At 65.9% G+C, this 25191-nt stretch carries 17 protein-coding genes; 8 read left to right on the top strand and 9 right to left on the bottom strand.

The features are described from left to right. Nucleotides 1-125 precede the first annotated feature (125 nt). On the bottom strand, nt 126-5102 hold the full coding sequence (locus tag HMPREF3114_RS19030; protein ID WP_070490443.1) for an NAD-glutamate dehydrogenase: 4977 nt from the start codon (nt 5100-5102) through the stop codon (nt 126-128). A 250-nt stretch (nt 5103-5352) separates the two neighbouring features. On the opposite strand from HMPREF3114_RS19030, the gene HMPREF3114_RS19035 reads away from it, so the two are divergent. The 3 genes from HMPREF3114_RS19035 to HMPREF3114_RS19045 are packed head-to-tail and all read left to right on the top strand — an operon-like array spanning nt 5353 to nt 10466. Continuing rightward, a complete protein-coding gene (locus HMPREF3114_RS19035; RefSeq protein WP_005417420.1) occupies nt 5353-6009 on the top strand; it encodes a TetR/AcrR family transcriptional regulator in 657 nt (218 codons plus the stop codon). Beyond that, nucleotides 6009-7277, top strand: coding sequence for an efflux RND transporter periplasmic adaptor subunit (locus tag HMPREF3114_RS19040; protein WP_053499472.1), 1269 nt, complete (start codon nt 6009-6011; stop codon nt 7275-7277). The genes HMPREF3114_RS19035 and HMPREF3114_RS19040 overlap by 1 nt, the downstream gene beginning before the upstream one ends. A 15-nt stretch (nt 7278-7292) precedes the next feature. Beyond that, nucleotides 7293-10466, top strand: coding sequence for a multidrug efflux RND transporter permease subunit (locus HMPREF3114_RS19045; protein ID WP_053499470.1), 3174 nt, complete (start codon nt 7293-7295; stop codon nt 10464-10466). Between the two features lie 152 nt (nt 10467-10618). Here HMPREF3114_RS19045 and HMPREF3114_RS19050 read toward each other — a convergent pair whose 3' ends face one another. Continuing rightward, complete coding sequence (locus tag HMPREF3114_RS19050) at nt 10619-10906, bottom strand: hypothetical protein (protein WP_053499468.1); 288 nt, start codon at nt 10904-10906, stop codon at nt 10619-10621. A 233-nt stretch (nt 10907-11139) separates the two neighbouring features. Further along, complete coding sequence (locus HMPREF3114_RS19055; RefSeq protein ID WP_070490445.1) at nt 11140-12288, bottom strand: acyl-CoA dehydrogenase family protein; 1149 nt, start codon at nt 12286-12288, stop codon at nt 11140-11142. A 152-nt stretch (nt 12289-12440) separates the two neighbouring features. On the opposite strand from HMPREF3114_RS19055, the gene HMPREF3114_RS19060 reads away from it, so the two are divergent. From HMPREF3114_RS19060 to HMPREF3114_RS19075, 4 genes are all read left to right on the top strand, one after another. After that, entirely contained in the window at nt 12441-13370 is a 930-nt protein-coding gene (locus HMPREF3114_RS19060) for an ArsR/SmtB family transcription factor (protein ID WP_049465810.1), read from the top strand. Nucleotides 13371-13383: 13 nt separating this feature from the next. Continuing rightward, complete coding sequence (locus HMPREF3114_RS19065; protein WP_065178607.1) at nt 13384-14475, top strand: homocysteine S-methyltransferase family protein; 1092 nt, start codon at nt 13384-13386, stop codon at nt 14473-14475. 57 nt (nt 14476-14532) lie between these two features. Beyond that, the gene (gene metH / locus HMPREF3114_RS19070; protein WP_053499464.1) at nt 14533-17217 is read left to right on the top strand and encodes a methionine synthase; all 2685 of its coding nucleotides are present in this window, start codon (nt 14533-14535) and stop codon (nt 17215-17217) included. 79 nt (nt 17218-17296) lie between these two features. Then, nucleotides 17297-18484: an MFS transporter gene (locus HMPREF3114_RS19075; RefSeq protein WP_053499462.1), complete on the top strand. Its 1188-nt coding sequence runs from the start codon at nt 17297-17299 to the stop codon at nt 18482-18484. Between the two features lie 15 nt (nt 18485-18499). On the opposite strand, the gene HMPREF3114_RS19080 is transcribed toward HMPREF3114_RS19075, so the two are convergent. From HMPREF3114_RS19080 to HMPREF3114_RS19105, 6 genes are all read right to left on the bottom strand, one after another. Then, nucleotides 18500-20572: an acyltransferase family protein gene (locus HMPREF3114_RS19080; protein WP_053499460.1), complete on the bottom strand. Its 2073-nt coding sequence runs from the start codon at nt 20570-20572 to the stop codon at nt 18500-18502. Between the two features lie 53 nt (nt 20573-20625). Next, a complete protein-coding gene (locus tag HMPREF3114_RS19085) occupies nt 20626-21306 on the bottom strand; it encodes a DUF2058 domain-containing protein (protein WP_053499458.1) in 681 nt (226 codons plus the stop codon). A 10-nt stretch (nt 21307-21316) separates the two neighbouring features. After that, a complete protein-coding gene (locus HMPREF3114_RS19090) occupies nt 21317-21559 on the bottom strand; it encodes a SlyX family protein (protein WP_005410256.1) in 243 nt (80 codons plus the stop codon). Continuing rightward, a complete protein-coding gene (locus HMPREF3114_RS19095) occupies nt 21552-22901 on the bottom strand; it encodes a UDP-glucose dehydrogenase family protein (protein ID WP_053499456.1) in 1350 nt (449 codons plus the stop codon). Before HMPREF3114_RS19095 ends, HMPREF3114_RS19090 begins: the two co-directional genes overlap by 8 nt. 23 nt (nt 22902-22924) lie before the next feature. Continuing rightward, nucleotides 22925-23902 carry an FKBP-type peptidyl-prolyl cis-trans isomerase N-terminal domain-containing protein gene (locus HMPREF3114_RS19100; protein ID WP_014037761.1) on the bottom strand — a complete coding sequence of 326 codons (978 nt, stop codon included), beginning with the start codon at nt 23900-23902 and terminating at the stop codon, nt 22925-22927. A 96-nt stretch (nt 23903-23998) separates the two neighbouring features. Then, a complete protein-coding gene (locus tag HMPREF3114_RS19105) occupies nt 23999-24586 on the bottom strand; it encodes a glutathione peroxidase (protein WP_053499455.1) in 588 nt (195 codons plus the stop codon). A 366-nt stretch (nt 24587-24952) separates the two neighbouring features. On the opposite strand from HMPREF3114_RS19105, the gene HMPREF3114_RS19110 reads away from it, so the two are divergent. Next, on the top strand, nt 24953-25189 hold the full coding sequence (locus HMPREF3114_RS19110) for a hypothetical protein (protein ID WP_053499453.1): 237 nt from the start codon (nt 24953-24955) through the stop codon (nt 25187-25189). Nucleotides 25190-25191 lie beyond the last annotated feature (2 nt).

Genomic DNA, 25191 nt, shown 5'->3' on the forward strand with positions numbered 1-25191 from the left:
ACTGCTGCAGATCAGGAGCCCCCCTGAGTCAGGGGGGCGCGCCAACGGCGCGGGGGTCTGGGAGCATGGTTGGCATGGGGCCCACGGTTTGCAGAGCAATCCGTGGGGCGTCAGCGCGAATGCGCTTACGCACCATGCGCGGCCAGCTGGCCCAGGCGCTGGACCGCGACCGAGACGGTCGGGTAGTCCAGGGTCTTCTGCTCGGCCAGTTCGGCCAGCATCGCCAGGGTGAAGCGCAGGCTGTTGTCGTCGCGGCCCATCCAGGCAGCGACCTTGGCCTCGGCACTGTTGCCCTTGGTGCCCAGCACCTGCCCGGCCAGGTTGCGGTGGTTGGCTGCCAGCTCGTCACGCAGCACGCCACGCGCCACCGCGTGCCAACGACCGTTGACCTCCAACGCGTCAACCTGCTCGAACAACCACGGCAGCTGCAGGGCATCGCCCAGGCGGAAGTGGACCTTGGACACGTCCACCGGCTTCAGCTTGCGGGTGCGGGCCAGTTCGATGATGTCGAACGCCGGCTCCAGGAAGTGCAGTTCGGCCAGCTGCTGTGCCAGCGCGGACGGCAGGCCCTTTTCCTTCCACTCGGCCACCAGGGCTTCGTAGGTCGGACGCTGCGAATCCGGCAGCACGCCCGAAGCAACGCGAATGTCGTTGAACGGGCCCTGGTAGCGGTTGACGGCCTCGGTGATGCCCGGCATCGCTCCCGGGCGCGACAGCAGCCAGCGCACGAACGAACGCTGCAGCTTCCAGATCACTTCCAGTGCGTCGATCTGCACCGACTCCGGCACCTTGCCGTCGAGCGCGTCGATCTGCGCCCACAGTGCGCGTGCATCCAGCGTTTCACGGCTGATGGTGTAGGCCTTGGCGACCTCGGCGATGGAACGGCCGGTGTCTTCCTGCATGCGCATCAGGAAGGTGGCGCCCATGCGGTTGATGGTCTGGTTGGTCACGGCCGTGGCGATGATTTCGCGCTTCAGGCGGTGACGCTCCATCGCGTCGGCGTACTTCTTCTGCAGCGGGGTCGGGAAGTAGCGCTGCAGCTCCTTGGACAGGTACGGATCTTCCGGAATGTCCGAATCCAGCAGCTGGTTGAACGCCACCAGCTTGGAATAGGACAGCAGCACCGACAGCTCCGGACGGGTCAGGCCCTGGCCGCGTGCCTTGCGCTGCGAGAGCTCGGCATCGGACGGCAGGAACTCGATCTGGCGATCGAGCAGGCCCTGCTGTTCCAGGGTGCGGATGAAGTGCTGCTTGGACCCCAGGCGCTTGACTGCCATCCGCTCCATCAGGCTCAGCGCCTGGTTCTGGCGGTAGTTGTCGTTGAGCACCAGCTCGGCGACCTCATCGGTCATCGACGCAAGCAGCTTGTTGCGCTGCTCGACGGTCAGCTTCTTGGCCCGCACCACATCGTTGAGCAGGATCTTGATGTTGACTTCATGATCGGAGGTGTCGACACCGGCCGAGTTGTCGATGAAGTCGGTGTTGAGCAGCACGCCGGCCTGGGCAGCCTCGATGCGGCCCAGCTGGGTCATGCCCAGGTTGCCGCCCTCGCCCACCACCTTGCAGCGCAGCTCGCCACCGTTCACGCGCAGCGCGTTGTTGGCGCGATCGCCGACATCGCTGTGCTGCTCGCTGGCGGCCTTGACGTAGGTACCGATGCCGCCATTCCACAGCAGGTCGACCGGTGCCTTCAGGATCGCGCTCATCAGATCGTTCGGCGACAGCGCCTTGACGTTCTCGTCCAGGCCCAGCGCTTCGCGCACCTGCGGGGTGATCTCGATCGACTTCAGGCTGCGCGGGTACACGCCGCCGCCCTTGCTGATCAGCTTGGTGTCGTAGTCCGCCCAGCTCGAACGCGGCAGGGTGAACAGGCGCTCACGCTCGATGAACGACGTGGCCGCATCCGGATTCGGGTCCAGGAAGATGTGGCGGTGGTCGAACGCAGCGACCAGGCGGATGTGGCGCGACAGCAGCATGCCGTTGCCGAACACGTCGCCGGACATATCGCCGACGCCAACCGCAGTGAAGTCCTGGCTCTGGCTGTCGCGGCCCAGCGCACGGAAGTGGCGCTTGACCGATTCCCACGCGCCGCGCGCGGTGATGCCCATGCCCTTGTGGTCGTAGCCGACCGAACCACCGGAGGCGAATGCATCGCCCATCCAGAAGCCGTGCGCGATGGCCAGGCCGTTGGCGATGTCGGAGAAGGTCGCAGTGCCCTTGTCGGCGGCCACCACCAGGTACGGATCGTCCATGTCGTGGCGCACGACATCCACCGGCGGCACGATCTTGTTGTTGACGATGTTGTCGGTGATGTCCAGCAGGCCCTGGATGAACAGCTTGTAGCAGGCCACGCCGTTGGCGAAGATCGCGTCGCGATCGCCGTTCACCGGCGGGGTCTTGGCGAAGAACCCACCCTTCGCGCCGACCGGCACGATGACGGTATTCTTGACCATCTGTGCCTTGACCAGGCCCAGCACTTCGGTACGGAAGTCTTCGCGACGATCCGACCAGCGCAGGCCGCCACGCGCAACCGCGCCGAAGCGCAGGTGGGTACCTTCCACGCGCGGGCCGTACACGAAGATCTCGCGGTACGGGCGCGGCTTCGGCAGGTCCGGCACCAGCGCCGAATCGAACTTGAAGCTGATGACATGGCCGTGCTGGCCGTTGGCATCGGTCTGGTAGTAGCTGGTACGCAGGGTCGCGTCGATCACGCCCATGAACGAGCGCAGGATGCGGTCCTCGTCCAGGCTGGACACGCGATCCATCAGCTTCAGCAGTGCATCGCGCGCGGCCTGCATCTGCGCGTCGCGGTCCCCCTTGCGGGCATCGACCACGCTCTTGAGCACCTTCAGGGTGGCATCGTCGCCAGCGGCCAGCACATCGAAGTGGGCCTTCAGCTGGGCCTGACCGGCCGCGATGTCGTCCTTGCTCTCATGGCCGGTAGCCGGATCGAAGCGGGCCTCGAACAGTTCGACCAGCAGGCGGGCCAGCAGCGGGTAACGCGCGAAGGTGCCTTCCACGTAGGCCTGCGAGAACGGCACGCCGGTCTGCAGCAGGTACTTGCAGTAGCCACGCAGCATGGCGACCTGGCGCCAGTGCAGGCCAGCAGCCAGCACCAGGCGGTTGAAGCCGTCGTTCTCGGCGTCGCCGTGCCAGACGCGGGCGAAGGTCTCGCCGAAGGCTTCATCGACACTGGCGGCATCGATCACGCCAGCGGTCGACTCGACCTCGAAGTCCTGCACGTACACCGGCGCGTTGTCGACCGACAGGCGGTACGGACGCTCGGCGATCACGCGCAGGCCCATGTTTTCCATCATCGGCAGCGCGTCCGACAGCGGGATGTCATCCAGCTGGCGATACAGCTTCAGGCGCAGGCCATCGCCGCTTTCGCGCGGCACGGCCTGCAGGCTCAGGCGCAGGTCGTCCGGGCCGGTCAGCGCGTCGAGCTGGCTGACATCGTTGGCGGCAACGGCGGTGCTGTTGTCTTCGATGTAGCCGGCCGGCAGCGCCTTGCCGATGCGGGCGGCAATGCGCAGGCCTTCGGTCTCGCCGTGGCGGCTCACCAGCGCTTCGCGCAGGTCGTCCTGCCAGTTGCGCAGCACCTGGGCCAGCTTCTGCTCCAGTTCGGCGGTATCGACGTCGAGCATTTCACCCGGCTTCGGGCGCACGATCAGGTGAACCTGCGCCAGCGGCGATTCGCCCAGCACCACCGAGCTGTCGACGAACTCGCCGTGCAGCGCGTCCTTGAGCATCGCTTCGATGCGCAGGCGCACGTCGGTGTTGAAGCGCTCGCGCGGCAGGTAGACCAGCGCGGAGATGAAACGGCTGTACTTGTCACGGCGCAGGAACAGGCGGCTGCGCACGCGTTCCTGCAGGCCCAGCACGCCCATCGCGGTGCGGAACAGTTCGTCCTCGCTGGACTGGAACAGTTCTTCGCGCGGCAGGGTTTCCAGGATATGGCGCAGGGCCTTGCCACTGTGGCTGGCCGGGGCCAGCCCGGACTGCTTCATCACGTGCTCGTGGCGCTGGCGCACCAGCGGGATTTCCCACGGGCGACGGTTGTAGGCGCTGGAGGTGAACAGGCCGAGGAAACGCTGCTCGCCGATGATCTTGCCCTTGGCGTCGAACTCCAGCACGCCGATGTAGTCCATGTAGCCGGCGCGGTGCACGCGCGAACGGGCATTGGTCTTGGTCAGGATCAGCGCATCCTTCAAACCGGACGTGGTATTCAGGCCCTGCGCGGCCAGCGTCTTGACCGGACGGGCGGCGGACTTGTCCTTGCCGCGCATCAGGCCCAGGCCGGTGTCGTTCAGCGGCGCCAGCACCTCTTCCTTGCCCTGCTTCTCGACGCGGTACTCGCGGTAGCCGAAGAAGGTGAAGTGGTTGTCAGCGGCCCAGCGCAGGAACTCCTGTGCTTCCTTGCGCGACGCGTCGTCGACGGGCAGCTGGCGGCTGCCCAGGTCGTCGGCCAGTGCCAGCGCCTTGTCCTTCATCGGCTGCCAGTCGCGCACGATTGCACGCACTTCATCCAGCGCCTTGTTGATGGCCTGCTCGATGGCGGCCATCGCATCGGCCGGCTGGCGGTCGATTTCCAGCAGCATCACCGACTCGGCATCACCTTCGCCGACCTTGACCAGCTTGCCGGCCTTGTCGCGGGTGAAACGCAGTACCGGGTGGCCCAGCACGTGGACGCCCACGCCCTGCTCGGCCAGCGACATGGTGACGGTATCGACCAGGAACGGCATGTCGTCGTTGACGATCTGCAGCACGGTATGCGGCGATTCCCAACCGTTGGCCTTCGCGGTCGGATTGAACACGCGGACGTTGGCCTTGCCAGCCTTGCGGGCCCGGGCGAATTCCAGCGTCTCAGCCGCGAGAGCGGCCCACTCTTCAGCGCTGTGGTGCGGGAACTCGTCCGACTCCATGCGCTTGTAGAAGTCAGTGGCGAAGGCCACTGCTTCGGCCTGTGCGGCCGCGGGGTAGCGCTTGCGCAAGGCCGTGTACACCGGCTCCAGGGAGAAACCAGCGGTCACTGCGACCTCCGACTCTGCTGGTTTCGTCTTGTTTTTCACGGTCTTGGCTGCGGTTTTTTGCGGTTTCATGGCAGAGCGATGCGCTTGCTCAGTTGGGAAAATGAAATTGTAGCCCTACCGCACGAAAAGGCCTTGCTGCAGGACGGAATAAGCAGATTCGGGTTTGCTGCGGTTTAGACGCCTATTCAGTTCGCTCCGGTATGGAGCTGGCGCCTGCTTCAGCACTGCCGACAGGATCGGCAAAGCGTGTTACCGGAAGACACACGCGGCGACGCCGATTCGATTCCACAATCCTGAACTGGACGGTATAGTCCACCGCGTGAACCCGGCCTACCTCCCCGTTGCCCTCGACGCACGCGATGAGCGCGTGTTCGATGCCGTGCGCGAACTGCTGGCCCAGCAGGGCATCCAGATGAGCATGGACGCGGTGGCCCAGCATGCCGGCTGTTCCAAGCAGACCCTCTACTCGCGCTATGGCAGCAAGCAGCAACTGCTGCGCCGGGTAATGCAGCGCCACGTCGGCCACGCCACCGGGGCCATGGTTCGTGCACTCCGCAGTGACGACCTGCGTGCCAGCCTGCTCCAGTTCGCCACCGACTTCCTGGAGCATTTCAACCAACCGCACGTAGGGCAGGCCTGCCGGCTGATCGCGGCCGAGGCGGCCCAGTTTCCCGAAGAGGCGCGTACGCTGTATCGGCATGGTGCCGGCGCGCTGTCGCTTCATCTTGCTGAATGGATTGAAACCGTTTGCATGCAGGGCCAGCTCCGGCATGACGACCCGCACTTCATGGCCGAACTGCTGCTGAGCATGATCGCCGGTCAGGATTTCGACAAACAGCGCTTCCATACCCCCCACCGTGATGACGCGCTCTTGCGTCGGCGCTGGGCAGAGTTCTCCGTCGACAGCTTCCTGCGCGCCTTCGCGCCTCAGCCGTCGCCGGCCCCGTCTACAAACCAACCCCGGAGTTCCTCCTGATGACCGCCCCACTCCGCACCCTTGCCTTGACGTGCGCCGTTGCTGTCGCGCTGGCTGCCTGCAAGAAGCCGGAACAGCAGACGCCCCCGCCGCCGGAGGTGGGCGTGATCGACGCCAAGCCGCAGACCCTGCCGCTGCAGCGCGAACTGGTCGGCCGCCTGTCGCCGTTCCGCAGCGCCGACGTCCGCGCACGCGTGCCCGGCGTGCTGCTCAAGCGCGTCTACCAGGAAGGCTCGCAGGTCAAGCAGGGCCAGACCCTGTTCCTGATCGACCCGGCGCCGCTGCGTGCCTCGCTCAACGCCTCCGAGGCCCAGCTGGCCTCGGCCCGCGCGACCTACGCCAACGCCAAGGTCGCCGCCGACCGCGCGCGCTCGCTGGCCCCGCAGCAGTTCGTCTCCAAGTCCGACCTGGACAACGCCGAATCGGCCGAGCGCACCGCGCTGGCCGCGGTCAAACAGGCCGAAGCGGCAGTGACCTCCTCGCGGATCAACCTGGGCTATGCCGAAGTGACCGCGCCGATCAGTGGCGTGGCCAACAAGCAGCAGGTCACCGAGGGCGCGCTGGTGGGCCAGGGCGATGTGACCCTGCTGACCACCGTCGACCAGCTCGACCCGCTGTACGTCAACTTCTCGTTGAGCGTGGACGAGCTGACCCAGCTGCGCGCGCAGCAGGCCAAGGGCGCGCTGGCGCTGTCCGGCGACGGCAAGGCCACGGTCAACGTCAAGCTCGCCGACGGCACCACCTATGGTGAGCCGGGCACGCTGGACTTCTCCTCGACCACGGTCGACCCGGCCACCGGCGCCGTGTCGTTGCGCGCGCTGCTGCCGAACCCGCAGCAGATCCTGCTGCCGGGCGCCTTCGTCAGCTTCCAGGCCAACCTGGGCGAGCGCAACAACGCCTTCCTGGTGCCGCAGCAGGCCCTGCTGCGCGATACCACCGGCGGCTACGTGATGGTGGTCGGCGCCGACGGCAAGGTCGTGCGCAAGAACGTGAAGACCGATGGCGCGCAGAACGGCAACTGGCTGGTCAGCGACGGCCTGGCCGCCGGTGACAAGGTGATCGTGGCCGGCGTGCAGAAGGTCAAGGAAGGTGCACCGGCGGTGGCCAAGCCGTGGACCCCTGGCCAGGACGCCAACGGCAAGCCGGCCGCAGGCGGCGCCGCGCCGGCGGGCGCTGCACCGGCTGCAGGCAAGGCACCGGCCGACGCGGCCAGGCCCGAGCAGGCCGATGCGGCCAAGCCGGCCGCCACCGATTCGAACAAGCAGTAACGGGAACCTTCCGTCATGCCTAAATTTTTCATCGAACATCCAGTCTTCGCCTGGGTGGTTGCGATCCTGATCTCGCTCAGCGGCGTGATCGCGATCCTCAACCTGGGCGTGGAGTCCTATCCCAACATCGCCCCGCCGCAGGTCACCGTCTCGGCGACCTATCCGGGCGCCAGCGCCGATACCACGGAAAAGTCGGTCACCCAGGTGATCGAGCAGCAGCTGACCGGCATCGATCACCTGCTGTACTTCAGCTCCTCGTCCGCCTCCAACGGCCGTGCGCAGATCACCCTGACCTTCGAGACCGGTACCGATCCGGACATCGCCCAGGTGCAGGTGCAGAACAAGGTCTCGCTGGCCACGCCACGCCTGCCTTCGGAAGTCACCCAGCAGGGCGTGGTGGTGGCCAAGGCCAACGCCGGCTTCCTGATGGTGGTGGCGCTGCAGTCCGATACCCCGACCATCAACCGCGACGCGCTGAACGACATCGTGGGCTCGCGCGTGCTCGACCAGGTCTCGCGCATCCCCGGCGTCGGCAGCACCCAGCAGTTCGGTTCCGAGTACGCCATGAACATCTGGCTGAACCCGGAAAAGATGCAGGGCTACGGCCTGTCGGCCAGCCAGGTACTGGCTGCGGTGCGTGCGCAGAACGTGCAGTTCGCCGCCGGCGCGCTGGGTTCGGATCCGTCGCCGGAAGGCCAGCACTTCACCGCCACGGTCTCGGCCGAAGGCCGCTTCAGCTCGCCGCAGGAATTCGAGAACATCATCCTGCGTGCCAACGCTGATGGCTCGCGCGTGCTGCTGAAGGACATCGCCCGCGTCGCCTTCGGTGCCAACAACTACGGCTTCGACACCCAGTACAACGGCAAGCCGACCGGCGCCTTCGCCATCCAGCTGCTGCCGGGCGCCAACGCCCTGAACGTGGCCGAAGCGGTGCGCGCCAAGATGGACGAGCTGCAGCCCAGCTTCCCGGCCGGCGTCACCTGGTTCTCGCCGTACGACAGCACCACCTTCGTCAAGATCTCGATCCAGGAAGTGGTCAAGACACTGTTTGAAGCAGTGTTCCTGGTGTTCCTGGTGATGCTGATCTTCCTGCAGAACTTCCGCGCCACGCTGATCCCGACCCTGGTCATCCCGGTGGCGCTGCTCGGTACCTTCCTGGGCATGTGGATGATCGGCTTCACGATCAACCAGCTGACGCTGTTCGCGATGGTGCTGGCGATCGGCATCGTGGTCGACGACGCGATCGTGGTGATCGAGAACGTCGAACGCATCATGACCGAGGAAGGCCTGGCGCCGAAGCCGGCCACGCAGAAGGCGATGACCCAGATCACCGGCGCGGTGGTGGCGATCACCGTCGTGCTGGCCGCAGTGTTCATCCCCTCCGCCCTGCAGGGCGGTGCCGCCGGTGAGATCTACAAGCAGTTCGCGCTGACCATCGCCATCTCGATGGCGTTCTCGGCGTTCCTGGCGCTGGGCTTCACCCCGGCGCTGTGCGCGACCTTCCTCAAGCCGACGCACAACGACAACCCGAACATCGTCTACCGCACCTTCAACAAGTACTACGACAAGATCAGCCACACCTACGTGGGGCACATCACCTCGGCGGTGCGCCATGCGCCGCGCTGGATGATCCTGTTCGTGGTGCTGACCGCGCTGTGCGGCTTCCTGTTCACCCGCATGCCGGGCAGCTTCCTGCCGGAAGAAGACCAGGGCTATGCGCTGGCGATCGTGCAGCTGCCGCCGGGCTCGACCAAGGGCCAGACCAACGAAGTGTTCGCGCAGATGCGTGGCATCCTGGAAAAGCAGGATGGCTATGAAGGCATGCTGCAGGTGGCCGGCTTCAGCTTCGTCGGTTCCGGCGAGAACGTGGGCATGGGCTTCATCCGCCTGAAGCCGTGGGAGGAACGCAAGTTCACCGCGCCCGAGTTCATCCAGAACATGAACGGCGCGTTCTACGGCATCAAGGAAGCGCAGATCTTCGTGGTCAACCTGCCCACCGTGCAGGGCCTCGGCCAGTTCGGTGGCTTTGACATGTGGCTGCAGGACCGTAGCGGTGCCGGCTACGAACAGTTGACCCAGGCCCGCAACATCCTGCTCGGCCAGGCCGCGCAGAAGCCGGACCACCTGGTTGGCGTGCGCCCCAACGGCCTGGAAAACGCGCCGCAGCTGCAGCTGCACGTGGACCGCGTGCAGGCGCAGTCGATGGGCATGTCGGTGTCGGACGTGTACAGCACCATCCAGCTGATGCTGGCCCCGGTGTACGTCAACGACTTCTTCTACGAAGGCCGCATCAAGCGCGTGACCATGCAGGCCGATGGTCCGTACCGCACTGGCCAGGAATCGCTGAAGAGCTTCTACAGCCCGTCCAGCCTGACCCAGAACGCCGATGGCACCAACGCGATGATCCCGTTGAACACGGTGGTCAAGTCCGAATGGGTGTCGGCGCCGCCGTCGCTGAGCCGCTACAACGGCTACTCGGCGATCAACATCGTCGGTTCGCAGGCACCGGGCACCAGCTCGGGTGAGGCGATGCAGACCATGGAAGGCATCGTCAACGACGACCTGCCGGCCGGCTTCGGCTACGACTGGTCGGGCATGTCCTACCAGGAAATCCTGGCCGGCAACGCTGCGACCCTGCTGCTGGTGCTGTCCATCGTGGTGGTGTTCCTGTGCCTTGCCGCCCTGTATGAAAGCTGGTCGATCCCGGTGGCGGTGCTGCTGGTGGTGCCGCTGGGCGTGCTGGGTGCCCTCGGCCTGTCGATGCTGCGCGGCCTGCCCAACGATCTGTTCTTCAAGATCGGCCTGATCACCGTGATCGGCCTGGCGGCGAAGAACGCGATCCTGATCGTGGAGTTCGCGGTGGAGCAGCGCGCAGCAGGCAAGAACCTGCGTGATGCCACCATCGAAGCGGCGCGCCTGCGTTTCCGCCCGATCCTGATGACATCGTTCGCGTTCATCATGGGCGTGATCCCGATGGCGATCTCCACCGGTGCCGGCGCCAACTCCCGCCACGCCATCGGTACCGGCGTGATCGGCGGCATGCTGTTCGCCACCCTGCTCGGCCTGCTGATGATCCCGGTGTTCTTCGTGGTCGTGCGCCGCATGCTGGGCGACAAGCTGGACGAACCGTCCAAGGAGTTCATGGAACGCCAGCGCGATGCGGATGCCGCACATCGTCCGGATCGTTGATCCGGTGCTGCGCTGAGAACGAGAAGGCCCCGGAGCGATCCGGGGCCTTTTTATTGCCACAATTGAATTCATGCCAACCCAGGTTGGCATCTACCGGAACAACGGCATGGCCGATATCCGTCAACCTGGGTTGGCGCTGTTCGGGCAACGCCTCAGCGCATCACCGCGACCACGGCGCACACCGCCACCAGAATCAGCGAGGCCCACTGCATGGGTACGAAGAAGAAATGGTGGGGCGCGGCCTCCCCCTTCTGCCGCGGCGCACGGTTGAGCCACAGGCCCAGCACCACGTTCACCGCTGCGCCGAGGCCTGCGCCCAACAGAACCTGTGACAGCGGAGTATTGCCCTTGGGGCCGTCATGCGGAAAGAAGTACGCCAGCAGCAGGATCGCTGCAATCGGCGTCACCAGCGTCATGATTCCCCAACCGCGATAGATCATCGTGCAGACCCATGAAAAAAACGGCCTGCATTGTAGCGGGGCTTTGGGAGGGCGCCGCAGAATGAAATGTATGGCGATGCGCAGGTTGCCGCTCTGTAGAGCCGAGCCCATGCTCGGCTGCTTGTACCGGAGCCGAGCATGGGCTTGGCTCTACAGACGGCCAGAGAACAGCGCATCCACGCGTGGCGTGGACCTACCGCCGCGCCGCCATTGCGGCGGCGCGGCCATGCGACTCAGCGCAGCCCGGTTTCGTTGCGGGCGATCACCAGGCGCTGGATCTCCGAAGTACCTTCGTAGATCTCGGTGATCTTGGCATCACGGAAGTAGCGCTCCAGCGGCATTTCCTTGGAATACCCCATGCCGCCGTGGATCTGCACCGCCTGGTGGGTAATCCACATCGCCGCCTCAGAGGCGGTCAGCTTGGCAATGGCAGCCTCATTGCTGAAGCGCTTGCCCTGGCCCTTCACCCACGCCGCGCGCAGGGTCAGCAGCAGCGCTGCGTCCAGCTTGCACTTCATGTCGGCAATCTTGGCCTGGGTCATCTGGAAGGTACCGATGGCCGCGCCGAATGCCTTGCGCTCCTTGACGTATTCAATCGTCGCTTCATAGGCGGCACGGGCGATGCCGATGGCCTGCGAAGCGATGCCGATGCGACCGGCATCGAGCACGCTCATGGCGATCTTGAATCCCTCGCCTTCCTGGCCCAGCACGTCTTCGGCCTGCGCCACGTAGTCGTTGAACTCGATCTCGCAGGTGGCCGAGGCGCGGATGCCCAGCTTGGGCTCGGTCTTGCCACGACCGAAACCGGCCTTGTCGGTATCGATGATGAAGGCGGTGATGCCGCGCGCGGCCTTGTCCGGCTCGCTCATCGCGAACAGCACGATGTACTTGGCCACCGGACCGGAGGTGATCCAGCTCTTCTTGCCATTGATGACGAAGGTGCCGTCGGCCTGCTTCACCGCGCGGCAGCGCATGGCGGTGGCATCGGAACCGGACTGCGGCTCGGTCAGCGCGAACGCGCCGATGGCCGTGCCTTCGGCGATGGCACGTACGTGGGTCTGCTTCTGCTGCTCGGTACCGTGGGTCAGGATGCCGTTGCAGAACAGCGAATTGTTGACCGACATGATGGTCGAATGGGCTGCGTCGGCGGCGGCGACCTCCACCATCGCCAGCACGTACGCAACCGGGTCCATGCCCGCACCGCCGTATTCGGTCGGCACTTCAATGCCCATCAGGCCGTTCTCGCCCAGCAGGCGGATGTTGTCCAGCGGGAACTCGCCGGTGCGGTCATGATGCTCCGCACTGGGGGCGATCTTTTCCTGCGCGATGCGCCGCGCAACGTCCTGCAGCATCAACTGCTCTTCGGTAAAGCTGAAATCCACAACACCCTCCCGGGTACATGAAGTTATGGGCCGCATACGGCGCGCCCAGGTGCTCCGATTGTACCGGGGCCCGGCAGTTTCCGTACGCTGGCGACTTGACCGCGACAGCCCCTTCAGCGAATATATCTCTATATCGCGATAGGTAGATGTTTATGGATCTGGAAGACTGGTCGACCCGCCTGAAGGTGTTCGCCGATGCCACTCGCGTGCGCCTGCTGGCGCTGCTGGAGCAGGAGGAACTGACCGTGGCCGAACTGTCGGCGATCACCCGGCTGGCGCAGCCGCGCGTGTCCACCCACCTGGCACGCCTGAAGGAAGCCGGCTTGGTCCGCGACCGCCGTGCCGGCGTGTCGGCCTACTACCGCTTCGACGAGGCCCAGCTGGACCCCGCGCAGCGTGCATTGTGGCATGCCTTGAGCAACGGAAGCGATGACCCGCTGCTGCGCCAGGACGCTGAACGCGTGGCCGCCGTGCTGGCCCACCGCGCCTCCGACCAGAACTGGGCCGACAGCGTGGCCGGCGACATGGAACGCCACTACTCGCCGGGGCGCACCTGGGAGGCGCTGGCCCGCACCGCGCTGCCGCTGCTTGAGACCGGCGACGTGCTGGATATCGCCTCTGGTGATGGCGTGCTGGCCGAACTGGTTGCCCCGCATGCCAAGCGCTACATCTGCATCGACACCAGCGCGCGCGTGGTTGCCGCCGCCAGTGAACGCCTGCGCCGCCTGCCCAACGTGGAAGTGCGCGAGGGCGACATGCATGCCCTGCCGTTCAAGGACAGCAGCTTCGATCTGGTCGTGCTGATGCACGCGTTGACCTACGCCAGCAAACCGGCGCAGGCAGTGACCGAAGCCGCGCGCGTACTGCGACCGGGTGGCCGCCTGCTGCTGTGCAGCCTGGCCCGGCACGAGCACAAGGCGGCCGTGGAGGCCTATGGCCACGTCAACCTCGGCTTCAGCGACAAGGAACTGCGCAGGTTCGTCGACAAGGCCGGCCTGCAGGTGTCCAGCCTGGAGACGGTCACCCGCGAGAAGCGTCCGCCGCACTTCGAAGTGATTTCGCTGATCGCCAACAAGCCCTGAGCCCGAGACCGCCATGCCCGCCCTGCCCTGGTTGCATCCAGATCGTGCCAACGCCCTGCTCGACGCCCTGCGCGAGCGGATCCTGATCATCGATGGTGCGATGGGCACGATGATCCAGCGCCACGGCCTGCAGGAAGACGATTACCGTGGCGAACGCTTCGCCGGTGGCTATGACCATCTGCATGGCTCCGGCTGCGATCACGCCACACCGGAAGGCCATGACCTGAAGGGCAACAACGATCTGCTGCTGTTGACCCGGCCGCAGATCGTCGCCGACATCCACACCGCCTACCTCGAGGCCGGTGCGGACCTGGTCGAAACCAACACCTTCAATGCAACCTCGGTCAGCCAGGCCGACTACCACCTCGAGCACCTGGTGTACGAGTTGAACAAGGCCGGCGCTGCGGTCGCGCGCACGTGCTGTGATGCAGTGGCCGCAACCACCCCGGGCAAGCCGCGCTTCGTGATCGGGGTGATCGGCCCGACCAGCCGCACCGCTTCGATCAGCCCTGACGTCAACGATCCCGGCTTCCGCAACACCAGCTTCGACGAGCTGCGCGACACCTACCGCGAAGCCATCGAGGGCCTGATCGACGGCGGCGCCGACACCCTCATGGTCGAGACCATCTTCGACACGCTCAACGCCAAGGCCGCGCTGTATGCGCTGGAGGAAGCGTTCGATGCGCGCGGCGCGCGGCTGCCGGTGATGATCTCCGGCACCATCACCGACGCTTCCGGTCGCACCCTGTCCGGGCAGACCGCCGAGGCCTTCCACGCATCTCTCGCCCACGCCCGGCCGTTGTCGATCGGATTGAACTGCGCGCTGGGTGCCGATGCGATGCGCCCGCATGTGGAAACCCTCTCGCAGGTCGCCGACTGTTACGTCAGCGCCCACCCCAATGCAGGCCTGCCCAACGCGTTCGGCGAGTACGACGAAACCCCTGAAGAGATGGCCACCACCCTGCGCGGCTTCGCCGAGGATGGCCTGTTGAACCTGGTCGGCGGCTGCTGTGGCTCCACCCCCGAGCATATCCGTGCAATTGCCAATGCCGTGGCCGGACTGCCGCCGCGCGCACTGCCCGGCACCCGGGAGCAGGCCGCATGAACGTTGCCGCCACTGTCCCGCACTTCCCGCCCTACTGCTGTTGAGCCGACGCCTGCCATGACGCCTGTCCGCCCTACCCGCCTGTCCGGCCTGGAACCTCTGGTCATCACCCCGGACCTGCTGTTCATCAATGTCGGCGAACGCACCAACGTCACCGGCAGCGCGCAGTTCCGCAAGCTGATCAAGGAAGGCCGCTACGAGGAGGCGGTGGACGTGGCCCGCCAGCAGGTGGCCAGCGGCGCGCAGATCCTCGACGTCAACATGGACGAGGGCCTGATCGATTCGGAAGCGGCGATGACGCGCTACCTCAACCTGATCATGTCCGAGCCGGACATCGCGCGCATCCCGGTGATGGTCGACTCCTCCAAGTGGAGCGTGATCGAGGCCGGCCTGAAATGCCTGCAGGGCAAGAGCGTGGTCAACTCGATCTCGCTGAAGGAAGGCGAAGCGCTGTTCCGCGAGCACGCGCGCAAGGTGCTGCGCTATGGTGCCGCGGCAGTGGTGATGGCGTTTGACGAGGCCGGGCAGGCAGACACCTGTGCGCGCAAGGTCGAGATCTGCACACGCGCCTACCGCATCCTGGTCGACGAGATCGGCTTCCCGCCGCAGGACATCATCTTCGACCCGAACATCTTCGCCGTCGCCACCGGCATCGAAGAGCACGACAACTACGCGGTGGACTTCATCGAAGCCACCCGCATCATCAAGCAGACCCTTCCGCACTGCCATGTCTCCGGCGGCGTCTCCAACGTCTCGTTCTCGTTCCGAGGCAACGAAACCGTGCGCCAGGCCATCCATTCGGTGTTCCTGTACCACGCGATCGCCGCCGGCATGGACATGGGCATCGTCAACGCCGGCGCGATGCCGATCTACGACGAACTGGAGCCGGACCTGCGCGAGCGTGTCGAGGACGTGATCCTCAACCGTCGAAGCGATGCCACCGAGCGCCTGCTGGAGATCGCCGAGCGCTACAAGGGCAAGAAGGGCGCGGCGAAGACCGAAGATCTGGCCTGGCGCGACAAGCCGGTGGCACAGCGCTTGGCACATGCCCTGGTACACGGCTTGGATGCCTTCGTCGAGGAAGACACCGAACTGGCCCGGCAGGCCTCCAGCCGCCCGCTGGACGTGATCGAAGGACCGCTTATGGACGGCATGAACATCGTCGGCGACCTGTTCGGCGCCGGCAAGATGTTCCTGCCACAGGTGGTGAAATCCGCGCGCGTGATGAAGAAGGCCGTGGCCTACCTGCTGCCTTACATCGAGGCGGAAAAGGCGCGCAGCGGTGACACCGCCAAGAGCAACGGCAAGATCATCATGGCCACGGTGAAGGGCGATGTGCATGACATCGGCAAGAACATCGTCGGCGTCGTACTGGCCTGCAACAACTTCGACGTGGTCGACCTCGGCGTGATGGTGCCGGCGCAGAAGATCCTCGATGCTGCCCGCGAGCACAACGCAGACCTGATCGGCCTGTCCGGGCTGATCACCCCGTCCCTGGAGGAGATGAGCCACGTCGCCCGCGAGATGGAGCGCCAGGGCTTCGACCTGCCGCTGCTGATCGGGGGCGCGACCACTTCGCGTGCGCATACCGCGCTGAAGATCGACCCGCACTACAAGGCGCCGACAGTGTGGGTGAAGGATGCGTCGCGCGCGGTTGGCGTGGCGCAGTCGCTGATCTCGCGTGATCTGCGCGAGGCCTTCGTTGCCGCCAACGAAGCCGACTATGCCGAAATCCGCGCACGCCACCGCAACCGGGGCGACGCCAAGCGCCTGGTCACACTGGAACATGCGCGCGCGCAGAAATTCCATGGCGGCTGGGACAACTACACTCCACCGACACCGAATCAGCCCGGCCTGCACGTGTTCGACGACTATCCCCTGGCCGAACTGGTCGACTACATCGACTGGACGCCGTTCTTCCAGGCCTGGGAGCTGGCCGGCAAGTTCCCGGCGATCCTCACCGACGAGATCGTCGGTACCCAGGCCAGCGAGCTGTACAAGGATGCCCGTGCGATGCTCGAGCGCATCGTCGGCGAGAAGTGGCTGACGGCCAAGGCCGTGTTCGGCCTGTGGCCGGCCAACAGCATCGGCGACGATGTCCGCGTGCAGCACGCACAGGGCGAAACCACCCTGCACTTCCTGCGCCAGCAGGTGGACAAGCCAGCCGAACGCCCGGATTTCTGCCTGGCCGATTTCATTGCACCGGCCGACAGCGGAAAGCAGGACTGGATCGGCGCGTTCGCTGTCACCGCCGGCATCGGCATCGACGCCCACGTCGCGCGCTTCGAGGCCGAGCATGACGATTACAACGCGATCCTGCTGAAAGCACTGGCCGACCGCTTCGCCGAGGCGCTGGCCGAGCGCCTGCACCAGCGCGTGCGTACCGAATTCTGGGGCTACGACCGCGCCGAGACGCTGGACAACGAGGCCCTGATCGACGAGCAGTACCGCGGCATCCGTCCGGCACCGGGCTACCCGGCCTGCCCCGAGCACAGCGAGAAGCGCCGCCTGTTCGACCTGCTGCAGGCTGAGAAGAACGCGGGCATGGAACTGACCGAGAGCTTCGCGATGCTGCCCACGGCCGCTGTCTCGGGCTACTACTTCAGCCATCCGCAGAGCCAGTACTTCGTGGTCGGGCGGCTCAGCCGCGAACAGGTCACCGACTATGCCCGGCGCAAGGGCGTGGACCGCGCCCAAGCCGAACGCTGGCTGGCCTCCAACCTCGACTACGACCCCGAATGAGGCGGTAGCGCCGGGCCATGCCCGGCGTCATCTCCCGTCCGCCGGGCATGGCCCGGCGCTACCGTGCATTATTCCCGCGATGACCGTTCCCGTTGCCCGCCTCTCAAGTTTCTACCTGTTCTACTACGCGGCGCTCGGCGCGTTCACGCCGTACTGGAGCCTGTTCCTGACCGCGCGCGGCATGAGCGTGACCGCGATCAGCGTGATGATGGGCCTGTGGTACGCCACCCGCGTGATCGCACCCAGTACCTGGACCTCGCTGGCGGCCGCATCACCGCGGCCGATCCGCCTGCTGCGCGTCGGCTGCGTGCTGACCCTGCTCAGCTTCGCTGCCTTCCTGCTGCCACTGCCGCAGCCGTGGATGTACCCGGCGATGATCGTGTTCTGCTTCTTCTACAACGCGGTGATGCCGCAGTTCGAGTCGATCACCCTCACCCACCTGGGCAACGACAGCCATCGTTACGGGTTGATCCGGGTCTGGGGTTCGCTCGGCTTCATCGCCGTGGTCACCTTGTTCGGCTGGCTGATCGAAGGCGATGGCGCCGGCAACCACGCCGGATTGTTGCCGTGGATGATGCTGCCCCTGTTCGTGCTGCTGGTTGCCTCGGCCTTCAGCAATCACTACGCGCGCGGCATCGGCAAGACTGCGGGTGACGCCAGCGGCTTCTGGCAGATCGTGCGCCGGCCGCCGGTGCTGGCGTTCTTCCTGGCCGCCTTCATGGAACAGCTGTCGTTCGGCCCGTACTACACGTTCTTTTCGGTCTACATGGACCATCACGGTTACCGTACCTCCACCCTCGGCCTGCTGTGGACCATCGGCGTGGTCTTCGAAGTGGGCGTGTTCTTCACCATCGGCCGCTTCTTCCGCCGCTACGACGCCAGCTGGATGCTGCTGATCGCGCTGGTCAGTTCCTGCCTGCGCTGGGCTGTGACAGCACTGTTCCCGGAGAACCTGCCGGTGATGCTGCTGGCGCAGACCGCGCACGCGCTGGGCTTTGCCGCGTTCTTCGCTGCAGCGATGCAGATGCTGGCGACCTGCTTTCCCGGTCGTCTCAACGGCCACGGCCAAGGACTGCTGTACGGCTTTTCGTCCGGTGTCGGCGGTGTGCTGGGCGCGCTCATTGCCGGCCAACTGTGGAAGATCGACGACGGCCGCACCGCGTTCCTGGCCGGCAGCGGCTTCGCGCTGGTCGGTGCGCTGCTGTGCTTCTTCGCGCTGAGCCTGCCGTTGATCCGTGCGCGGCGCAGCGGCGCACGCACGGGTTGAGCGCTCTGCCCCGCTTCAGTGCTGCCGCAGTACCTGCAGCAGCGACGGCAGCAGCACGCGGTTGCCATAGCCACTAAGGTGATCGCCATCGAAGTACAGCGGCCGGCCATCGCGCTGTGCCGGGCACAGGGTGGCATCGCACAACACCGGCAGCGGATCCCACATCACTGCGCCGGGCAGGCCATCAACCACCTGCTGCAGGCTGCCCAGCATCGGTGCACGCAGCGCATCCATGTCCGCGCGGGTGCTGTCGACACCATTGCGACAAATGGCGTTCCTGGCGTTGAAGGTGTCTGAACAGCGATACGGCGGTGCCGGCAATACCGGCTTGGGCGCTTCCAGCACGATACGCACGCCCTGTTCGGCCACAGGCTTCCACAGCGCGATCTCCTCGGGCACCTCGGCCGAGCGCAGTTCAGCCGCACGCGGCGATCGTTCATCCGCCAGCTTCTCGGCAGCATCGAAGAGGATGTACTGGTCGGACAGGCGCGGCATGCGCAGCGACACCAGCACTACCGCATCGCCTGCCCGTGCCTGGTGCTGGATGTCGGCGCGCACGGCAGCATCGTAGTCGCTGCAGCCACCACCAGCCCCCCGCCATCGCTGCAGGCTTACCTGCGGGCAACCACCGCGCCCGTACAGGATCACGGTAGCGCCCGTCTCAAGGGCTACGCGTCTCAACAGTTCGGTATATGCCATCGCATGCGAGTCACCGGCGACGAAGATCCGTTGCGGGAAACCCTCGACCCGCGCGTGGTCGCATGCGCGACGCGCGAATGAGCGGGCATTGCCGCCAGCGAACGGATGCTTGCCTGCCACCAGTTCGCAACCGGGATAGTCAGCCGCCGCACCGCGACCTTCCGGATACCAGTCGGCAGGATGTCGGGTGACCGTGCTCAACGAAATCCAGTGCGCCTCGCGATAGAGGCCGAACTGGATCCCGCCGGCACCTACCAACACTAGCGCCCCCATCACCACCCAGCGCAGCGAAGTCGCCCGCGGCGCCAACGGGCCACGGAAAGGCTGTTCCACCCAGCGCCACGACAGCCAGGACAACACGCCCACCAACAGCATCGCAAGAAGCATCTGCAGCGGCGTATCCAGGCCCACGGTCCAGCGCATCAGCACGAACACCGGCCAATGCCAGAGGTACAGCGAGTAGGACAGCAGGCCGATGCGGCGCATGGGCGCGCAGGCCAGCACGCGGCCGATCCAGGCCTGCGGATGGTTGTGCAGGGCCCACAGCAGGCCCGCCGTCGCGAAGGCCGGCAGCAGGCCGTCCGGCCAAGGTGAATGCCCGGCGCGCGCCGTCCACAGCGCCCAGCCCAGCAGGGCCAGCGACAGCGCGGCCAGCAGCGAGAACACCCACCTGCTGCGGGCCAGCGAGCGCTGGGTCAGTGGATCGAGCGATGCGCGCACGTGCAACAGCTGGAACAGCAGCACACCTGCGCCCAGCTGCCACAACCGCGTGGTCGTTGCGTAGAAGGCCCAGGAAGGCGGGGCCTCGCGCAGGCCCAGTACCGCCGCATGCAGCAGCGATGCGACGCTGACCAGCGCGAACAGGCCCACGCTGAGCCAGCGCCCACGCGCGCCCCGTGCCCAGGCCAGGAACAGCAGCGGAAACAGCAGGTAGAACTGCTCTTCCACACCCAGCGACCAGGTGTGGGTATAGGGATTGAACTCGGCCTTGGGCGCGAAGTAGTCGTTGCCCACCGCGGCCAACACCCAGTTGCTGAAGCCGAAGAAGGCCATCAGCCCGGTCTTGTCACTGGCCTCGCTCAACCACGATTCGGGGATGAACAGCACGCTGGCCACCGCGGTGACCATCAGGCAGGCAACCAGGGCCGGAGCGATACGGCGGATGCGGCGCGCGTAGAAGCGCAGCGTCGATGCCCCCAGCGACAGTGGCGGCAGGCGGTGCACCGAAGCACTCACCACGAAACCGGAAATGACGAAGAACACGTCCACGCCGGTGAAGCCACCCGGGAGCCAGGCCGGATCCAGGTGGAACACGATCACCGCCAATACGGCGATCGCGCGCAGTCCATCGATGTGCGGTACGTAACCGCGCCCTGCATCAGCCGTCATCCTGCCCCTCCCCCAACTGCCACGTCGGCGGGCGTGGCAGGCAACTCAGTCCATTACCAGACCAGGTCGTCCGGCACCTGGTATTGCGGGTCCGCGTACGGATCCTCCTCGGCCGGCGCATTCGGATCGACCTTCAGCGCCACCGACGCGGCGAACACCGCCTCGGACTGCGCCAGCACCTCGGCGGTCACCAGCAGGTAGCGGCCATTGAGCTGGACCACCCCAAGCTCGCCGGCATTGAGCGCGGTCAGCTGTTCGGCGGTCACATAGATGCGCTTGATCTTGCCGCCATATGGGAAGTGGCGGGCGATATCGGCCGCTTCCGAGTTCAGGCTCTTGTCCTTCAGCAGTTCTTCCAGCTTGGCCTTGGCCTCGCGGCGCACACGCGCCTCTTCCTGCTTCAGGCGCTCGGTCTCGATGCGCTCTTCCTTTTCCTTCTGCGCGCGGATGGCGTAGGCCTTGGCCAGGTCCATCTCTTCGGCGCTGCGCGGCTTGCGCGGGCCCTGCTGGCCTGGGCCACGTGACTGGCCGGGCTTGCCCGGGCCGCCGTGGCCATGCCCACGACGCTCGCCGGGCGTGTGCTCGCCCTTGCCAGCGCCCTGCGGCTTTCCATTGCCGTTGCCACCCTTGCCCTGCGGGCGACCATCACGGCGGGGGCCATCATTCTTGCGCTCGGGCTTGGGCGCAGGCTTGAAGCCCAGGCCCATCAGCTGGTCGCGGAGGGTATCGCTCATAGGATTCGGATCAGTAGTGCGGCGGCGGCGGTTCGCTCGCCGGATCGGAAGAATTCAGCGCGTTGCGGACCTTGCCCAGGTCTTCCAGCAGCACGCGCAGCACGTCGGCGTTGCGCATGCCCTGCATGCGGGCATCGGCCAGCGCATCGCTCAGTTCGGCCAGCGCCTGTTCCTGGAAGGACACGCGCATTTCCAGTTCGACCAGGCGCGCTTCCAGCGCCTGCTCGCGTTCGGTTGGCAGCAGATCAGACATGCAGCGAGCGCCCCCGGCCAATGCCGTAGTACGCCAGGCCCGCCGCTTCCACATCCGCCGGCTCGTACAGGTTGCGGCCGTCGAACACCACCGCGTCCTTCAACTGCTCGCGCAGCATCTGGAAATCGGGGCTGCGGAACTGCTTCCACTCGGTCACCACGACCAGTGCATCGGCCCCCTGCAGCGCCTCGTCGGCACTGCTGCAGAACACCAGATCATCGCGCTCGCCGAAGATGCGCTGCGACTCGTGCATCGCTTCCGGATCGTAGGCACGCACCGTCGCGCCGCCTTCCCACAACTGCGCCAGCAGGCGACGGCTGGAGGCTTCGCGCATGTCATCGGTGTTCGGCTTGAACGCCAGGCCCCACACGGCAAAGGTCTTGCCACGCACACCTTCGTCTTCACCCTTGTCGTAATGACGCTGGATGAGAGCGAACAGATGGCCCTTCTGCGCATCGTTGACCGCTTCCACGGCGTTCAGCAGCTTCGGCTCCAGGCCGGCCTGCTGCGCGGTGCGGGCCAGCGCCTGCACATCCTTGGGGAAGCACGAGCCGCCGTAACCGGCGCCCGGGTAGATGAAATGCCAGCCGATGCGCGGATCCGAGCCAATGCCCTGGCGGACCTGCTCGACATCGGCGCCGACACGTTCGGCGATGTTGGCGATTTCGTTCATGAACGAGATCTTGGTCGCCAGCATCGCGTTGGCGGCGTACTTGGTCAGCTCCGCCGAACGCACGTCCATTTCCACCACGCGGTCGTGGTTGCGGTTGAACGGTGCGTACAGGCGCCGCATCACCGCCACCGACTCGGCGCTGGTCGCGCCGATGATGATGCGATCCGGGCGCATGCAGTCGGCGACAGCGTCGCCTTCCTTCAGGAATTCCGGGTTGGACACCACATCGAAGGCGATGTCCGCGCCACGTGCCGCCAACTCTGCGGCAATGGCGGCACGCACCTTGTCGGCGGTGCCCACCGGCACCGTCGACTTGTTGACCACCACGGTCGGCACGCTCATGTGCCGCCCGATGGTGCGGGCCACAGCCAGCACGTACTGCAGATCGGCACTGCCATCCTCGTCCGGCGGCGTGCCGACGGCGATGAACACGACCTGGCCGTGGCCGATCGCGGCCGCGGCATCGGTGGTGAACGCCAGCCGCGACGCGGCGTGGTTGGCCTTCACCATCGGCTCCAGGCCCGGCTCATAGATCGGGATGATGCCCTGGTTGAGGCCATCGACCTTGGCCTGGTCGATATCGACGCAGACCACCTGGTGGCCGACGTCGGCCAGGCAGGTACCGGTCACCAGCCCTACATAACCGGTACCGAAAATCGCAACGCGCATGTCCGTGCAGGCTCCGTGGTCGCTTACGGCAGGACGCCCAGCAGCTCGACGTCGAAGGTCAGAGTCGCGTTCGGGCCGATCGGGCCACCCGGGGTGCCGTTCTCACCGTAAGCCAGCTCACCCGGGATCCAGAAGCGGTACTTCGAACCGACCGGCATCAGCGCGACGCCTTCGGTCCAGCCCTTGATCACCTGGTCCAGGCCGAACTCGGCCGGCTGGCGACCATAGGAGCTGTCAAACACAGTGCCGTTGAGCAGCTTGCCTTCGTAGTTCACGCGCACCTTGCTGCTCGGCAGCGGGCGCTCGCCGCTACCCGGGCGGATGATCTGGTACTGCAGGCCAGACGGGGTGGTCACCACGCCCGGCTGGGTCTTGTTCTTGGCCAGGAACGCGTTGCCTTCCTCGCGGTTGGTCTGCGCAGCGGCGGCAGCCTTGGCCTGCATCTCGGCCTGCTTGCTGCCCATGAAGGCCTGGATGGTGGCGGTCGCGTCAGCTTCCGTCATCTTCGGCTGGCCCTTGCTCAGGCCTGTGCTGATCGCGTCAAACAGCGAGGCGACATCGATGTCGTCCTTCAGCTGTGCCAGCGACGGGCCGACCGAGTACGAACCGATCATCTGCGACACTTTGACGCGATCGACCTTCGGCGGCTGCGAACCCGGCGCCATGCCCGGCACCTGCTGGCCACTGCGGGCCATCACGACCTGGCGCAACGCGGCATCGGTGGCCTTGGCCTGTTCCTGGGTGATCTGCGGCTGCAGGCCTTCGAACGAACGCTCCACGGCAGTGCGCAGCGCGGCCACATCGATCTCATCGGCGATCGGGGTGAACGACTTGGCGACATCAAGGCCGATGGCGTAGCCGAGCTTCTGCTTGGGGGAATTCAAGGTTGCGGTCTCCTTGGCGGCTGCGGGGGCAGCCGGTTGTTGCGACAGAGCGACACCCGAAGTGCCCATCGCCAGAATCAGAACCGACGCCGCGGCGCCGCGCATTCCCATCTTCATTCGCTGCATTCCTGGAAGTGTCTGGGCGCCGACGTCGGCGCGAAAAGAAACATTGTCGCACGCATGCCGTCGATGTCGAGGCATCCGTGCCGGATATCAATGCGTGGCGGCTGCGGCCAGCGCCTTGTCGATGGCGGCTGTCAGCTGCGGATCGTCCGGCGTTACCTTGCTGGCGAACTGGGCAATGACCTTGCCATCGCGGCCGACCAGGTACTTGTGGAAGTTCCAGCCCGGCGCCACGCCGGTGGCCGCGGTCAGCCTCTGGTACAGCGGCGTGGCCTGTGCACCGACGACATGCACCTTCTCGAACATCGGGAACCTGACGCCGTAGGTGAGCGTGCAGAAATCCTGGATCTGCTTTTCGTCACCGGGCTCCTGGCCCTTGAAATCGTTGGACGGGAAACCGAGCACGGCAAAGCCGCGGCCGGCATAACGCTTCTGCAGCGCCTCCAGGCCTTCGTACTGAGGGGTATAGCCGCACTTGCTTGCGGTATTGACCACCAGCAGTACCTGCCCGTGGTAGCGCTGCTGCAGGTTGACCTGCTGCTTGCTCGCGAGTGGGCGGTACTCCAGGTCCAGCAGATCGGCCGCCAGCACATGGGAGGAACCGGCCAGGCCGGCCACCAGCAGGGTCAGCAGGGACAGGCCGCGCAGGCGGCGCGGGATAACGGTCGGCAGGGGCATCGAGAGCGGTCCGCGGTAGCCATTCACAGGGCCGGCCGGTAGCGGCCGGGAATCGGCCGAACTATAGCACCGCCCCCCGCCCCCCCCTGTTGCGGCAAGCGCCAGCGGCTTTGCGCGGCGTGGCGTCTTCCCGCTGGCCTTACCAACGACGGCGCAGTGATGACATAGCATGGACAACACTGAATGGCAGGCGGAACTGGATCAGCCCGCACATCAAATTTATTTCCCTTTCCAATCAAATGGATAAGAGGATATTTCAGCAATTCGACCACCCCTGCCATCAGTTGGGGACGGCAGGGGGTTGCACCCAGGCGTGCCGGTGTTATAGTTGCATACAACACCAGTCACCTGAGACAGGGGGAAGCCATGAACGCCCGCATCCGTCGCAACCTCACCGCACCCGCGGCCGCTGCTGTTTCGACCCTGATCGTGCTGGCCTGGCTGGCCACGCCCACCACCCCCGCCTCTCCCGACAGTGCGCAGGACGCAACCGCTGCACCGGCCGGGAACGCCGATTCCTCCGCCCCTCCCCCGCGTCGGCTGCACAGCTCCCTGTCCATGCCGTATTTCTCGTTCGCCCAGCCGCTGACCCCACGGAGCTGAAT

Source organism: Stenotrophomonas sp. HMSC10F07 (genome assembly GCF_001807895.1).
Lineage (GTDB): Bacteria > Pseudomonadota > Gammaproteobacteria > Xanthomonadales > Xanthomonadaceae > Stenotrophomonas > Stenotrophomonas sepilia.

Coding starts and splice junctions, on each gene's coding strand:
- HMPREF3114_RS19040 (WP_053499472.1), top strand. CDS start 6,009: ATGACCGCCCCACTCCGCACCCTTGCCTTGACGTGCGCCGTTGCTGTC.
- HMPREF3114_RS19110 (WP_053499453.1), top strand. CDS start 24,953: ATGAACGCCCGCATCCGTCGCAACCTCACCGCACCCGCGGCCGCTGCT.
- HMPREF3114_RS19030 (WP_070490443.1), bottom strand. CDS start 5,102: ATGAAACCGCAAAAAACCGCAGCCAAGACCGTGAAAAACAAGACGAAA.
- HMPREF3114_RS19045 (WP_053499470.1), top strand. CDS start 7,293: ATGCCTAAATTTTTCATCGAACATCCAGTCTTCGCCTGGGTGGTTGCG.
- metH (WP_053499464.1), top strand. CDS start 14,533: ATGACGCCTGTCCGCCCTACCCGCCTGTCCGGCCTGGAACCTCTGGTC.
- HMPREF3114_RS19095 (WP_053499456.1), bottom strand. CDS start 22,901: ATGCGCGTTGCGATTTTCGGTACCGGTTATGTAGGGCTGGTGACCGGT.
- HMPREF3114_RS19060 (WP_049465810.1), top strand. CDS start 12,441: ATGGATCTGGAAGACTGGTCGACCCGCCTGAAGGTGTTCGCCGATGCC.
- HMPREF3114_RS19090 (WP_005410256.1), bottom strand. CDS start 21,559: ATGTCTGATCTGCTGCCAACCGAACGCGAGCAGGCGCTGGAAGCGCGC.
- HMPREF3114_RS19065 (WP_065178607.1), top strand. CDS start 13,384: ATGCCCGCCCTGCCCTGGTTGCATCCAGATCGTGCCAACGCCCTGCTC.
- HMPREF3114_RS19075 (WP_053499462.1), top strand. CDS start 17,297: ATGACCGTTCCCGTTGCCCGCCTCTCAAGTTTCTACCTGTTCTACTAC.
- HMPREF3114_RS19085 (WP_053499458.1), bottom strand. CDS start 21,306: ATGAGCGATACCCTCCGCGACCAGCTGATGGGCCTGGGCTTCAAGCCT.
- HMPREF3114_RS19105 (WP_053499455.1), bottom strand. CDS start 24,586: ATGCCCCTGCCGACCGTTATCCCGCGCCGCCTGCGCGGCCTGTCCCTG.
- HMPREF3114_RS19100 (WP_014037761.1), bottom strand. CDS start 23,902: ATGAAGATGGGAATGCGCGGCGCCGCGGCGTCGGTTCTGATTCTGGCG.
- HMPREF3114_RS19050 (WP_053499468.1), bottom strand. CDS start 10,906: ATGATCTATCGCGGTTGGGGAATCATGACGCTGGTGACGCCGATTGCA.
- HMPREF3114_RS19080 (WP_053499460.1), bottom strand. CDS start 20,572: ATGACGGCTGATGCAGGGCGCGGTTACGTACCGCACATCGATGGACTG.